Source organism: Bacteroides sp. MSK.20.12 (assembly GCF_019052435.1).
Lineage (GTDB): Bacteria > Bacteroidota > Bacteroidia > Bacteroidales > Bacteroidaceae > Bacteroides > Bacteroides xylanisolvens.
Window position 1 is genome coordinate 1 of sequence record NZ_JAHQVH010000011.1, and the last position, 14,320, is coordinate 14,320.

Here is a 14,320-nt window from a genome sequence, read left to right on the forward strand (position 1 = left end):
GCACACCATTTTCATAGATCGCATCGTCAAAGTAATCAGTAGTTGTGGTCTTTCCGGCTATTACGTGCGTTGTTCGGAACTTTGTTCCTTTGGCATCATAAAGATAGGAAATAACACCTCCATCCTCAAACTCTATACGGCTGGGTAAATTTAAACAATTATACTGAATTTCAGAAATCTTTTTGTTTAAATCTTGTATTAAATTTCCGTTTGAGTCATAATAGTATTCGACCGGCAGATCTGCTCCATCTTTAAATTCAAAATTATCAGCATGGGCAGAACCTGTTACACTATCAGATACAGCCTTCAATTGATTTCCATTATAACTCATGACAAGGTTATCTATTAAGCCATCTTCATCCTCTGATCTCTTTCCGCATCTTTTAATACCAAGGATATTCCCATTTTTATCATACCCGGTTATCTCTTCATTAAAACGATCCTGATTGACATTCAAGCCTTCACCTTCACCATATACAGCACGAAGCAGGCGGCTTCTGCCATCATACATAAATTTATAACCTCTTTTCACGCCATCAGCCTCCCATGTCATACTACTAATATTTCCATTATAACAGGGATCACCCAATCCGTCCACATAATGCAATTGTTCTACAAACCCTGCATTACTATCAATACCGGTCAGCCAGCTACGTATATTATAGGCATTTTCTGTAATTACTGAATCTTTTCCATGAATACGTTCCAGTCTTTTTAGCCTTCCTAACTTGTCATAACCATACAACAGATCGACAGTATCCTTACCTACGACACAATGTCTTTCGTGAATCAGCCTTCCTGCACGATCATAACTATACAATTTATTTAAAACTCCTCCTTCGTATTCCGAGCAGACACTCACAGGCTGCTTGAGAATATTAAAAAGCGATTTATTTACTTTCTTATTTCCACCCGATGTCGTCTTACGTTCCTGAATCAAATTATGATAATAATCATAATAATAACTGGCATATTGGTATTCTTCCGTTCCCAATATTCGAACGATACTTCCTGTTAGCTGTTCTTTGCAATGAGGTGAACTCTGGCTATTCTCATAGCGTTCCCCGTAATTATTATCAAATACATACCATAGTGAAGACAAAGAATCCGGCAATAAGTTCTGATATTCATAAGTATCATAAAAATAAACCTGTTGTATGTCCAAATAATGATTCTGCAATCCATAAATAGTATATCCATAGCAAGGCAAATCTATATTTGAAGTAAATTCAGCATAAATATCCTCTGAAGCACAATTCTGAAAATCAGGCGTACCGCGATAAACACCGTTCAACACAGAGCGCCCCGACAAATCTTCCAAATGAAAAGCCCATTCATTATTTGCCCGTTCTTTTCCATTTTGAGTAAAAATCAACCGGTCGCAACGATCATACACTAATTCCACCCACTCGCAACCAGGCTGTTTTTTCCCAACACAACGGTTACGGGTATCGTACTTATACAAGAAAGCATAATCGGATAAAACAGAAGCACTATCCGTAAGAGAACCTGAACAAAAATTGGCAGAACACATCGGAGGAAGAACAACTCGTAAATTTCCGAATATATCATATATATAGTATGTGTCATCCATTCCTTCATTACCATTTATACTGCGAATCAGCACGATCCTTCCTTCTTTATCCGTAAATTCATACCTTACATAATTGTCTTCATCAACCTCTTTTACGACATATAGTTCCCCGGAAGCATAGGTTCCTGCACAACTAACAAAAAGTCGTGTTCTATCAGTCGGCACGGTATAACGCAAGCACACCAATGAATCGCACAAGTCCAGCAAGGTAGTATCTTTAGATACATTTGTTAAATATCTGCTATTAATCCCTTTTCCCCGATTATGCCATTCCATACCCGGACCATATCGGCTCTCCACTCTCCCTATAGCCGAATTTTCATATAACGTTTTTGTATAAGGCATAACATCGTTTCCATTAGACAAGACGGAACTATTCTTCAACTCTTCCGCTTCGACAAATGCACCACAATTGCCGGGTTCCGATACCCCAGGCAGCCATTCTCTAAACAAGCGTCCCATTTTATCATACTCTGTAATTGACAACAGATCCGTATCATCAACACTATGCTTCACTTTGACATTCTCAATAGAACGCCCCAAACCGTCAAAATATTCAACATCATCCCTGAACCCCATTCCATCCGGAGTAGTATAAGTACGCGTATGTATGTAATTCTTTGACGAAAGATTCAATCTCTCACGCACCTTTATAGACACAATATTCGAAGTATATACATCAACCCCGTCATTAGCCATCATTCTGAAATAAGTGGTTTGATACAACGGACCCGGCTGATATACTGTTCTCAAATCCGGTACATCAAAGACATCCACCCAATGTATCTGGTCATGACTGTATTGCCACCATCTGAACAAATCATCCCTTGTCCCGTCATTCTCGACCCAAATGCCACGAGAAGTCTCACCTGAATCAATCGGTTCTTCATGCATAGAGGAAATAAACAAGAATACGTCATCAAAAAAGTTCCAGTTCTGTTCAACTTTTACGGTAACTTTATACTTCTGGTAATTATTCATGTCTACAGAAAAATTGCTATTACGTGAAAATCCACGATACAGAAGTTCAATCTGCCCGCTACGGTGATCTCCAAAATTTCTCATAACTTCTATTTTTACAGTAGCAGGATGATCAGTATTTTCCCATCCGGTATACAGGAAACTACACCAATCAGATGTATTTTCTCCAAGCCATAATTCTGTACAGATAAAATCACCAGGCAGCGAAGGACAATGCTTGATAAGATCAATATAAGCCTCCCCGCCTCTATTGGTAAAAGACAAAGGTTCTGTGAGCCTTTTCACTCTAATATCCGAAGAATATGCAACCAAGGTACCACTTACAACCTTTCTTCTGATATATACCCCTTCCGCTCTGTATGTATTGAAAAGTTGGGATGAAACCAAGCATCCCCCCTCATAGTCAGATTGAGCAAGCCGGGTAATCTCACTCCATTCATTTGAATCAGTATACCGGTATTCCCACGATATAGAATAAGTCCCGTTCCCCCCTGAAGGAGAAACTACGTCTTTAAGTAGAATATCATTCCCAAAATATTGATGATAGCCGATTTTTCCCGCAAATAAAGGAGTGACAGTATTATTTTGTGCCGTTAGACAAGTGCCTGTACCCAACAATATGAATAATATTATGATCCGAAGTTGTTTTATCATAGCTTATAATTGTATTTAAATTCCTGAATTAATTGTTTTCTTCCGTTTCTTTCCAAATAAGATTCTTTAAGGTACCCAAACTGATCATAGCCATATTTAGTAGTAAAGCCATCAGAAGTAGTTATTGAAGTAACCCCGACGTACGGTTTATACAGAAACGTTTTAATAAAGACCGGATGGTTATCTCTAAAAGCCATCCGTAGTTTATTTAGCTCACGCTCTAATTGATATTCTCCATACCCTTGCAGATAGGATAAATCATTATTTTCATGACCTAAAACGCTTTTTACAGAGTCGTATGTCGCCCCTTGTATTTCCGCTATAGGATATTTATAATTATATCCCCATATATAGCAGGTATGATTATTATTTTTATCAACATATTCTAATATATTTCCTTTTTTATCATACGAAACATAAGTCATTTCTCTTTTCAGCCCAAGGGGTCCATCGTGAGATACATCAACATAAGCAGGTAATAGCAGATTTTGATACAGTCCATATTTTATCTGTTCACGATAAACTTCCTCACCATTATATTCGGTTATAGTTTCAACCGGATAATCGAGCATATTCCTTTCTACCATAAGATTACTTATGGCATCTGTATAGTTATAGGGGTACTTTATATTCTTTATCCTACAATCACCACCACCATTTTGAGAGGTACGAATAACTTTTATCAACTGGTTCTTATCATCATAGACATAACCTTCCTCTGAAACAACTGTTCCCCCATCAAAATATTCACTAACGACTTTCTTACTCAACAAATCCCTTCCGGACATGACCGAGTAAGTCATATATTTGAAAAGAGATGGCCTGGAAAGCTCGATCGTATGAGCAAAATCATACGTATCCTGATAAACAGGAATAACAACTTGCTCCATTTTAATTCCTCCGTCCATAACCAAACCAGCGCTTCTACAATAGGTATAATCTTCCTTTTTAACTAAACATCCGTCCGAATTAAAGTACCGGCATGATGCTATGTTAGTCTTTATTCCATATTGATATCTGTGTATATAAGATTTCCATCCCCTGTTATTCAGTAAATCAGGGCTTCCTACATATTTCTCATTAGTATTTTCAGGCATCACATCTATGTAAAGAGGTTGAAGCAGGTTAAAAAGATACGAAATCTTATTTTCACCCTTTTCCTGTTTATTATATACATGTACTTGCGGATATTCTACGAAAAAATTACTACTAATGTTAGCATCTCCAAAAGCCACCGGAGAATAAATACGTGAGCAAAATGAGACATAATCATAAAGCCCTGGAGATGTTCTATATTGTATTCTGTTCTGTTTCACATCTGCAAAGGTTTCACAACTCAAATGAAAACTAGGAACACCAATTCCATCCTCATTTTCTCCATATTTATACCTTTGCTCATGTAAATTGCCATTATCATCATAAGTTTTAACATTACTCAATCTGATACCGGCCCCCTTCACACGAGCGGAATTCAATAAATACTCATTGGGTTCATATATGAATTCTTGTGACCCACCGGTAGGAAAATATATCTTCTTCAAAGAAAAAAGATGTGCTTTTGTGTTATCCGAATCATTTTTGAAGTTCACATTTGGAATAATCTGGGATAACTTCTTGATTACATCGCCATGTAAATTTGTTCCAGGGACGGGTTTAAAAAACACAAAACTATCATCAACAAATTCACGACTTATTATCGGTAAATAAACCTTATCCAGTTGTGCAGAAGAATACAAATAATACCCCCATAAATCAAATGTATAATGTGTATCATCATATTCACCCAATCCTAAATTAGAAGGCGTATAATACGACAAATAATATTTTTGGCCATCCATTTCCAGCCTGTCTAAAAAGAAATGCGGTCGTTTGTTCATCCCGGAATATAAGAGGCTGATTTGTTTAATAACATCACCAGACTGTTTATCGACCACGGTTATACTATCTACCGCGTTGGAATGAATGCCACCTGCTGACGCACGAAAGAAATTCACTTTTATTCCATTCGCCTCAATTCCTGACAATAAGAAAGTTGTATAGTTGGGCAAAGTTATATTAATATTCAGTGTAGTACTTAGATCATATTCTTGTTGTACCTGAACATCTCCTTCATCTTCTACGTACATACGATAGGCATAAGAATCACTTACAGACAACGTCTTATATTCCGACTCTGTAATAGAACGGTCTGTATATTCGACATAATCAAAACGAACCGTATCATTTTTTGCCGTTACAATACTTTTCAGAGCCCATCCTGTAGTTCCCGACGAAATATCCGTTCGATACGCGTCTTCATGAACATGTTCGCCGGCATTACCACCATAATTATAAGTAACACCATGTCCATCAACAATTTGAAATCCAGTCAACAATCTTCCTGTTAAGATAGGAGTAATTTGGCAATTTATCTTTTCCAGGATTTCAACCTTATCCAATGTAGACGGATCCGGAAAAACAAAATGTCCACTCTCGCTTAATGTACTAAATGTAAAAATATCACATCCCTGGTCCCGCGATGCGACAGAGAAATAGGAGACATTACCCATTATTCCAGACGAAAAAGCAGACAGATATTTGTCTACATCAATATGATTATTCAATTTATTTAAATCATCAAATAATGTAGGCACTCTTTTCATTGCTTCATCGGCATAACCAATAATTGTTCTGGACACCCTTGCAGCAGGGGATAACGTCCATCCCACTCCGACATCACCAGACGGCTGTTTATATTTGATTCCACAAGTGTTGTACGAGATATTAATGGGAACATTAAAATCTTTCATCTCAATATTATATAAATTGATATCAATAGTCTTTTCTCCACGGGATGAAATATTATTATTAAAATATTTCTCATAAAAATTTTCTATTAGCTGACTTTGGGGAGAAGACGGTATCACATCCGGTGACTTAAACTGCTGCGCCATAGCAATTGAGTAACTGAAAGTCATTACAATGAGTAAAAAAATCTTCTGCATATATATTGTTTTCTGCATTTTAATAAATATTTTTATATTTCTAATTATCTATCGTTCAATTAATTATCTAACCATCAAAATTGTGGGACGGCGCGCACGTCCCACAATTCAACTAATTACAGATTCATCGCGTTAGCGCCCAAAACGCCAGCCAAAGCTGAAGCCACTGCGATAACCACCTTCAGGATCATATCCCATACTGATTTCTTCATTGCCATCATTTACCTCCTTTCTGTTCTTTAATGTGTTGTGTTACTCTGTGTTCTTTCGTGTTCTTATTCTTAGTTCCGGTAGCAGACTCTCCGAACTCATTGAATTCCTTTGCCACCTCAAAGCACGGGCACTGTTTAATCCATTCTTCCGGCTCTATCTCACCGTTTCCATTGAGATCCGGCGAAAGATCCCGGTGTCCGCATACCCGGCAACCGGGAAATTTCTCCTGTAGTTGCCCAACGAGTTGCCGGAGCGTAGCCCGTTGTGCCGGAGTCCGGGTATCTGCCGGGCCTCCCCGGCAATCCAGACCACCTTCATAGCAGATACCTATCGAGTGAGCGTTGAAACCTTTGGCGTGTGCTCCGATGCGTTCCACGGGCCGGGTAAGGTGCACTGTTCCATCCTTCCGGATGTAGTAGTGATAGCCTGTTCCGTTAAATCCGCGACGCCGGTGCAACCGGTCCAAATCTTCCGGAGAAAGTGTACAATCCTCCCTCGTGGCGCTGCAATACACCACAATCAAGTTAATAATCCTCATGTTAGTGAATGATTTCTAGTTTAGTTAAAAGCCAAATGTTTAGTTAAGCCTACGAAGTTTGTCGTTTACATTTTGTGTACTCCTCACTGCCGTGACGTCATTTATGCAGCCGGATCGGGCGCTTCTCCGCCTCCTTCATTACCGCCTCCACCGGGCTTGTCGCTTCCACCGGAGTTACCGCCTCCTGCACTACTTGCATCGGAAACAAGTTTATCATAACGGGCACACTTCGCACCGGTCACCATCGAACGGGTAGCGGTAGTACGGTCATGATTCTTAGTCGTTGTCGGTTGGAAGCGGACGGTAAGTGTAGCCTGTGCAGCCGACACTTCGTCAGAGGTTTCCACACCTTTGCCACGAGCCACCATCACCATACGGAAGGTACCAAGACCGTCCACGCTTACGCTTTCCGAAGATTGCAAGTGTTGCCCCATCACCGTCACTAGGTTGTCGAGTGTGTTTTTTACGTCACCCGGAGAGAGGGAAGAGTAGGCTGCTATTTCTTTCGAAAGTTGTGCGGAATCTACGTTTCCCGAACGTACAACTCGGGGATAGAAGAGTTTTTTACCGCTTTTTTTGTCTTCCAGAGTTGACTGGAAGGGTTTGTACAATACTGGCATAATTGTAATAGTTTTTAGTCGTTAATAATTCTAGTTTGTCTGTGTCTTTAAGCTTATCGACAATGCAAATATAAGACCTTATTTCTGTCTGTGCAAGAGATTTTAAAAGTGTGCGTTAATAAATTCGTTAATATGAAAATTCGTTACTATACTACTAATTTACAATACATTATATAATATAATAGCATCATAATCCTCATTAATTCAGTTATTCAGGACACTCAACAAATAATGACCGGGCAGTTTGATCTTTCCGGCACTTGCCCGAATGACACCGAAACCCTTCCAAACCTTACCACCGATTTCTCCGTAATTACTTTTCAGCACGATTGCATACTGTTCGGAGGGAGGAATATGATAAAGACGAAGGTTATCCAACAGTCCGGAAAGGTTGCGCGGGTGTCCGTCAGCAGGAGCTTGCATCCGGTCAATATCCGACTGTGTCAGTTCACGTTTCTTCTTCGCCGGTTTTCTGTTAGAAAAATTTCCTCCCTCTTCTTCCTCATCCCCTCCTTTGGGCAAAGGAGGGTTAGGGAGGATGTTTTCTTTCCTTTCTTTTTCTTTTCTTTTTATGAGGGTGCTTTTTGTTGCAGTATCCGGGGATTCTGTTACAGTATCGAGGGTTTGCGTTACAATATCCGGGGTTTCTGCAACAGCATCCGAAAGGGTGGAGTGTACGGTTTCCTCATCCGGCAGCAGACAGTAGTCCGGAGAAATATGACGGCGGCTGCGACGTTTAGTGATAAAAAGGAACTGCCGCTGAATGTCGGCGGAAGTCAGGATGCCGTAACGTTCGTAGAGAGAGGAATCGAAGAAACCGTACTCCACAAACAGACGAAGCACCCGGCGGACACTATCGTTGTCCGTGCTGAAGAGCTGGTCGGAGAGTTCGTCATAGAAGTCATCGTCGACATGAATATAATAACCCTCGCCCGAATATAGATAAGACAGGGTATAGAGCAGGATCGTGAAGGCAGAATCGCCTTCACGCTTCATCACACGGCGTACGACACGGTCGTGCATAAAATCGGTATTCAAAGGGAAATAGTCAAGCCCTTGTTTTATTCGTCCCATGATATAAATTGTTTTTATAAATCAGTCTGCCAATTCTAATTTTGATCCTGATTTTGATTCTAATTCCAATTCAAAGACTGATCCGGATTGGGATTCAGAACCTGATTCGTATTCAAATTCCGATTCACGGACTTTCCGCCTTTTCCGTTCAATGCTGGCAGCTACGGTTTCAAGGGCATGCAGAATAAGTTCCCGCCGCAACGTGGGATCTTCCGTAGAGGTAATTACCGGATAACTGCTTTCCCTGTCGCATGCCAGGGAGCGTTTCTCGTTCTTCCGGTGGTTCCGGCTGACAGTTTTACGACATTCCTTACAGTAGTTGCCGGGAAGACCGGTTTTCTTATTGATATAAAAGGCACTTGCCGGAAGAGAGCGTTTGCAACATCCGCAAACGCACAGTGTTTGTACTTTTGAACTTTTCATTTTGTTATCCAATTATAAATTATAAATGCTAGTTTTTATCAGTCAGGTCTGTAATCATCCAAATACGGAGTATTCGTATACAATATGTTATCCTTTTGTTATCCTATTGCCAGGTATTAACATCTGGCATTTCAGGTATTAATGGTTAGAGAAATAGCTATTAACATTTGAGGAAATAGCTGTTAACAGGTATCAGCAAGCTTTCCGCAGGTGGCGGATGAGAAATTTTCAAGGTTTCGGTGTTTTTCTTGAAGTTTTGCATGGCATATCCGTTTTTAATTTATATTTTTGAAACGTTTTCTATTAATCAATGGGACAAAGATAGAATATTTTTTCATAAATAAAACATTAGTTTTCATTTTTAATCTTAATTATTTTACAAGTCATTGATTATAAACATATAGTAAACACGTTTTTTAGTCAGCCATTTTATAGCTGCCATTTATAAATCCGGGATTAGTCTTTTAAATAAAAAAACAGAATGGATACAAATTTGGATGTATTAGGTATCATCAAGCGTGCCAAACAGGCGTTAAACCTAAAAAGAGACAGCGAACTAGCTGAATATCTGGGAGTTTCGAGAGCCACAGTCACCAATTGGGGCGCACGAAACAGCATCGATTTCCGCTTGTTGCTCGACAAATTGGGGGACAAGGTAGACTACAACTGGCTATTATTGGGAAAAGGAAATCCGAAACATCAGCCGAGACATTGCGAAAGCGAACTGGTGCAGGGAGAAGTCGAGATTATACACAATCCGAAAACACCCGAACCAATAGACGACCGTAGCGTGACATTATACGACATTACGGCAGCAGCGAACCTGAAAACATTGTTCACCAATAAAAAGCAGTATGCACTGGGGAAGATATTGATTCCCAATATATCCGTCTGCGACGGGGCGGTCTACGTCAACGGAGACAGCATGTACCCTATATTGAAATCGGGAGACATTATCGGATATAAAGAAATCAGCAGTTTCGACAATGTCATTTACGGGGAGATATACCTGGTGTCGTTTATGATTGACGGAGACGAGTATCTGGCAGTAAAGTACGTAAACCGTTCGGAGAAAGAAGGTCATCTCAAACTGGTGAGTTACAACACACACCACGAACCGATGGATATTCCATTCGCGTCCATCAACGCAATGGCGATTGTGAAGTTCTCCATCAGGAGACACATGATGATGTAAGTTTCACCACAGAGGACACAGAGGACACAGAGGAACACTGATTTTTTATATTAATCCTCAAAGCCTCCACAGGATGTGTTGTATAAGCGCAGTTACCACATACCGTACAGGCAGTCACAACTACAAGACAGCCACGACTATGAGAATAAGACCTCTGCGTCCTCTGTGGTGAAATCAGATTTCTTCCCCTTTCAGCGTAGCCGAACTAGCCTCCGTGATACGCACATTGACGAAATCACCGACACGATGCGTACCTCTGTCGAACACCACCACACGGTTTTGTTCCGTACGGCCGAACAGTTGATCGCGCGAACGCTTGGAAACACCTTCCACAAGCACTTCATACGTCTTTCCGATGCAACGCTGGTTGGATTCGGCAGACAGACGGTTCTGTAAAGCGATAATCTCATTCAGGCGGCGGACTTTCACCTCTTCGGGCACATTATCTTCAAGATGTTTGGAAGCATACGTTCCCGGACGCTCGGAATATTTAAACATGAAAGCAGCATCGTACCCACACGCTTCCATCAGCGAAAGCGACATGGCATGATCTTCTTCCGTTTCAGAATGAAAACCGGAGAAAATATCGGTAGTCAGTCCGCAATCGGGGATGATGCGTTTGATAGCTGCCACCCGGTCCAGATACCATTCACGGGTATACTTACGGTTCATCAGTTTCAGGATGCGGGAACTACCGCTCTGCACAGGCAGATGAATATGTTTACATACATTCGGCACTTGTGCAATCACCTCCAACGTTTCGTCACTCATATCCTTCGGATGGGAAGTCGTGAAACGAATACGCACCCCCGGAGCGGCTTCGGCCACTGTTCGGAGCAACATCGGGAAGGTAACCACTTCTCCTGTCGGCCTCTCAAAACGGTATGAGTTGACATTTTGTCCCAACAGGGTGACTTCTTTATAACCTTTTGCCACCAAATCTGCCACTTCATTGAGGATGCTTTCCACGTCACGGCTACGCTCACGTCCGCGAGTATAGGGAACGATGCAATAAGTGCAGAAATTGTTACAACCACGCATGATGGACACAAAGCCGGAAATATGATTGCCACAGATACGCGACGGAATCACATCCCGATAAGTTTCGGTAGTAGAAAGCTCCACATTGATTGCTTTCTCGCCAGTCTCTACGGCAGCAATCAAATCGGGCAACGTCAGGTAAGCATCCGGACCGACTACCAGGTCGACATGATGATTCGTTATCAGATCATCCTTTACCCGTTCGGCCATACAACCCAGTACACCCACAATCAGGCGCTTTTTCTTTTTCTTCAGCGAGTGGAAAAACTCCAGGCGGTTCAGGATCTTCTGCTCCGCATTGTCGCGGATAGAACAAGTGTTCATAAACACAGCGTCAGCCTCTTCCAGCGTTTCAGCTACGGAATATCCCGCCATTTGCATCACCGATGCAATCACCTCACTGTCGGCTACGTTCATCTGGCAGCCGTATGTTTCGATAAACAACTTCTTGTTGTCATCAGTCATTTCAGTTGCGGATTTAAAGTCCGCTCCCGTTAATTCGTTCATACTCAAATCTTAGTTTAAAAATTCGGATGCAAAGATACGGCTTCACTTTCAATAAGTGGTTAATTGACACAGAAATAACGCAAAAATTGATGATTTGGCAATCAAATTTGTAATTTATGTTAAGAGGATAAACATTTTCCATCCATATACTTGGCAATTTTAAATTTATTTTTCACATTTGTGCAATGAAAGAAACATTAGATTTTTTCATAGTTAAGGTTTAGGTTAAAAAAATTAAGGGGAGCTGTGAAGCTGCCCTTTTTTCATGCCCAAATGTTAGTTCAAACCAGATAAAATGCCTACCTTTGGCGGATAACTATTTAGATGTGAAGCACAATGGAAGATTTTTTGAAATTTCTCTTGATAGCAGGCGTCATTCTTGTGGGAATATTCAAAGAGGTGAATAAAAACAGCAAGGCGAAAAAGGCTAAAGCCAAGCACCCCGTTCCCCCAATGCCATCTCCGGTTGAAGTAAACCCCGATGCCGTTCCCATACCCGAAGCATGGGGCAGCCCCAAATCCCTGGACGAACTGCTCCGGCCGATTCCTCGCGAACAACCGGCTTCCAAACAATTTTCCAAACAGCAAACTTCGAAACAAAAAAAGAAAAAAGAAGAAGTATCCGTGGCTGCATCTCTTGCAAACAGCGCTGCACAAGATGAACGGAACAGCCGGCAAGGTGCTCATTACAACACTCCCCACGACTCACCCGACAATAAAGAAGATTTTACGATTCATTCGGCAGAAGAAGCTCGCCGAGCCATTATCTGGGGAGAAATACTTCAACGGAAATATTGAGGGAAATTGAAATTATAAAGACATATCAAGCACGGATTACGATGTCGCTCTATGCAATCCAACTTTTCCGGAAGCCATGAAATCCGTGTAACCCGCGCCTGATATCTTATCCGAAAAGCGAATAGAATTATTAACTTATTAAATATCAACTGTATTTTAACACGAAATTTACTATTTATGTCACTCAATCGTATTTCGGCAGCGGAAGCTGCAAGCCTGATTAAACATGGCTACAACATCGGCCTAAGCGGATTTACTCCCGCCGGAACGGCCAAGGCTGTAACAGCCGAACTCGCAAAAATTGCTGAAGCAGAACATGCGAAAGGAAACCCGTTTCAAGTAGGAATTTTTACAGGAGCATCGACAGGAGAGTCCTGCGACGGCGTACTGTCACGTGCCAAAGCGATCCGCTACCGCGCCCCTTATACTACCAACGCTGATTTCCGCAAAGCTGTGAACAACGGAGAGATTGCCTACAACGACATACACCTCTCACAAATGGCACAGGAAGTGCGCTACGGATTCATGGGCAAAGTGAACGTGGCCATCATCGAAGCCTGTGAAGTGACTCCGGACGGAAAGATTTATCTGACTGCCGCTGGTGGTATCGCTCCGACCATCTGCCGTCTGGCCGACCAGATTATCGTGGAGTTGAACAGCGCACACAGCAAATCCGGCATGGGTATGCACGACGTATACGAACCGCTCGACCCGCCTTACCGCCGCGAGATTCCTATCTATAAACCGAGTGACCGTATCGGGCTCCCTTACGTTCAAGTAGACCCGAAAAAGATTATTGGCGTAGTAGAAACCAACTGGCCGGACGAAGCCCGTTCTTTTGCCGCTGCCGATCCGTTGACCGACAAAATCGGACAGAATGTTGCCGACTTCCTCGCTGCCGACATGAAACGCGGTATCATTCCGTCTACTTTCTTACCCTTGCAATCGGGTGTAGGAAACATCGCCAACGCCGTTCTCGGTGCATTGGGACGTGATAAAACGATTCCTCCATTCGAAATGTACACAGAGGTAATACAGAACTCCGTGATCGGACTGATTCGCGAAGGACGTATCAAATTTGGTAGTGCCTGCTCACTGACTGTAACAAACGACTGTCTGGAAGGCATTTACAACGATATGGATTTCTTCCGCGATAAATTGGTTCTCCGTCCGTCGGAAATCTCAAACAGCCCGGAAATAGTACGTCGTCTCGGTATCATTTCTATCAATACAGCCATCGAAGTCGACCTGTACGGCAACGTAAACTCTACCCATATCGGCGGAACAAAAATGATGAACGGTATCGGTGGTTCGGGAGACTTTACCCGCAACGCTTACATCTCTATCTTCACTTGTCCGTCTGTGGCTAAGGAAGGTAAGATCAGTGCAATCGTACCGATGGTATCCCACCACGACCACACGGAGCACGATGTCAACATCGTTATCACCGAGCAAGGTGTTGCCGATCTTCGTGGCAAGAGTCCGAAAGAACGTGCACAAGCCATCATCGAAAACTGTGCTCATCCTGACTACAAAGAGCTTCTTTGGGATTACCTCAAACTGGCCGGCAACCGCGCGCAGACTCCACACGCTATTCAGGCTGCACTTGGTATGCACGCAGAGTTGGCTAAAAGCGGCGATATGAAGAATACCAATTGGGCTGAATACGCCAAGTAAATAGAATATAGGATTTACAAT

General features: G+C 41.9%; 11 protein-coding genes. 3 read left to right on the top strand and 8 right to left on the bottom strand.

Features of this window, described 5'->3' with window-relative positions; all coding sequences use genetic code 11:
- From KTR06_RS07940 to KTR06_RS07970, 7 genes are all read right to left on the bottom strand, one after another.
- Nucleotides 1-3,229, bottom strand: a 3,229-nt coding sequence (locus tag KTR06_RS07940; RefSeq protein WP_217290175.1) for a DUF6443 domain-containing protein, incomplete at its 3' end; no start/stop codon positions are given.
- Complete coding sequence (locus KTR06_RS07945; RefSeq protein WP_120068332.1) at nt 3,226-6,231, bottom strand: hypothetical protein; 3,006 nt, start codon at nt 6,229-6,231, stop codon at nt 3,226-3,228. The genes KTR06_RS07940 and KTR06_RS07945, both read right to left, overlap by 4 nt.
- Nucleotides 6,232-6,329: 98 nt before the next feature.
- Complete coding sequence (locus KTR06_RS07950; RefSeq protein ID WP_005681936.1) at nt 6,330-6,425, bottom strand: smalltalk protein; 96 nt, start codon at nt 6,423-6,425, stop codon at nt 6,330-6,332.
- A 5-nt stretch (nt 6,426-6,430) separates the two neighbouring features.
- Nucleotides 6,431-6,964 (bottom strand): N-acetylmuramoyl-L-alanine amidase, encoded by a 534-nt coding sequence (locus tag KTR06_RS07955; protein ID WP_120068335.1) that lies wholly within the window; start codon nt 6,962-6,964, stop codon nt 6,431-6,433.
- A gap of 101 nt (nt 6,965-7,065) precedes the next feature.
- Nucleotides 7,066-7,584, bottom strand: coding sequence for an HU family DNA-binding protein (locus KTR06_RS07960; RefSeq protein ID WP_004312452.1), 519 nt, complete (start codon nt 7,582-7,584; stop codon nt 7,066-7,068).
- A gap of 204 nt (nt 7,585-7,788) precedes the next feature.
- Nucleotides 7,789-8,658: a DUF4373 domain-containing protein gene (locus KTR06_RS07965; RefSeq protein WP_049701490.1), complete on the bottom strand. Its 870-nt coding sequence runs from the start codon at nt 8,656-8,658 to the stop codon at nt 7,789-7,791.
- A gap of 21 nt (nt 8,659-8,679) precedes the next feature.
- Entirely contained in the window at nt 8,680-9,081 is a 402-nt protein-coding gene (locus tag KTR06_RS07970; RefSeq protein WP_008023700.1) for a hypothetical protein, read from the bottom strand.
- Between the two features lie 481 nt (nt 9,082-9,562).
- On the opposite strand from KTR06_RS07970, the gene KTR06_RS07975 reads away from it, so the two are divergent.
- Nucleotides 9,563-10,276, top strand: coding sequence for a S24 family peptidase (locus KTR06_RS07975; RefSeq protein ID WP_008023698.1), 714 nt, complete (start codon nt 9,563-9,565; stop codon nt 10,274-10,276).
- Nucleotides 10,277-10,450: 174 nt separating this feature from the next.
- Here KTR06_RS07975 and miaB read toward each other — a convergent pair whose 3' ends face one another.
- Nucleotides 10,451-11,824, bottom strand: a complete 1,374-nt coding sequence (gene miaB, locus KTR06_RS07980) for a tRNA (N6-isopentenyl adenosine(37)-C2)-methylthiotransferase MiaB (RefSeq protein ID WP_074707025.1) — start codon at nt 11,822-11,824, stop codon at nt 10,451-10,453.
- A 336-nt stretch (nt 11,825-12,160) separates the two neighbouring features.
- Here miaB and KTR06_RS07985 point away from each other — a divergent pair, with 336 nt between their 5' ends.
- Entirely contained in the window at nt 12,161-12,622 is a 462-nt protein-coding gene (locus KTR06_RS07985) for a hypothetical protein (RefSeq protein ID WP_009040695.1), read from the top strand.
- 177 nt (nt 12,623-12,799) lie between these two features.
- Nucleotides 12,800-14,299 carry an acetyl-CoA hydrolase/transferase family protein gene (locus tag KTR06_RS07990; RefSeq protein WP_008775390.1) on the top strand — a complete coding sequence of 500 codons (1,500 nt, stop codon included), beginning with the start codon at nt 12,800-12,802 and terminating at the stop codon, nt 14,297-14,299.
- Nucleotides 14,300-14,320 lie beyond the last annotated feature (21 nt).

Excerpts from the sequence above, each read along its gene's own strand:
- KTR06_RS07945 (WP_120068332.1), bottom strand. The coding sequence starts at position 6,231 with ATGCAGAAAACAATATATATGCAGAAGATTTTTTTACTCATTGTAATG.
- KTR06_RS07950 (WP_005681936.1), bottom strand. The coding sequence starts at position 6,425 with ATGAAGAAATCAGTATGGGATATGATCCTGAAGGTGGTTATCGCAGTG.
- KTR06_RS07955 (WP_120068335.1), bottom strand. The coding sequence starts at position 6,964 with ATGAGGATTATTAACTTGATTGTGGTGTATTGCAGCGCCACGAGGGAG.
- KTR06_RS07960 (WP_004312452.1), bottom strand. The coding sequence starts at position 7,584 with ATGCCAGTATTGTACAAACCCTTCCAGTCAACTCTGGAAGACAAAAAA.
- KTR06_RS07965 (WP_049701490.1), bottom strand. The coding sequence starts at position 8,658 with ATGGGACGAATAAAACAAGGGCTTGACTATTTCCCTTTGAATACCGAT.
- KTR06_RS07970 (WP_008023700.1), bottom strand. The coding sequence starts at position 9,081 with ATGAAAAGTTCAAAAGTACAAACACTGTGCGTTTGCGGATGTTGCAAA.
- KTR06_RS07975 (WP_008023698.1), top strand. The coding sequence starts at position 9,563 with ATGGATACAAATTTGGATGTATTAGGTATCATCAAGCGTGCCAAACAG.
- miaB (WP_074707025.1), bottom strand. The coding sequence starts at position 11,824 with ATGAACGAATTAACGGGAGCGGACTTTAAATCCGCAACTGAAATGACT.
- KTR06_RS07985 (WP_009040695.1), top strand. The coding sequence starts at position 12,161 with ATGGAAGATTTTTTGAAATTTCTCTTGATAGCAGGCGTCATTCTTGTG.
- KTR06_RS07990 (WP_008775390.1), top strand. The coding sequence starts at position 12,800 with ATGTCACTCAATCGTATTTCGGCAGCGGAAGCTGCAAGCCTGATTAAA.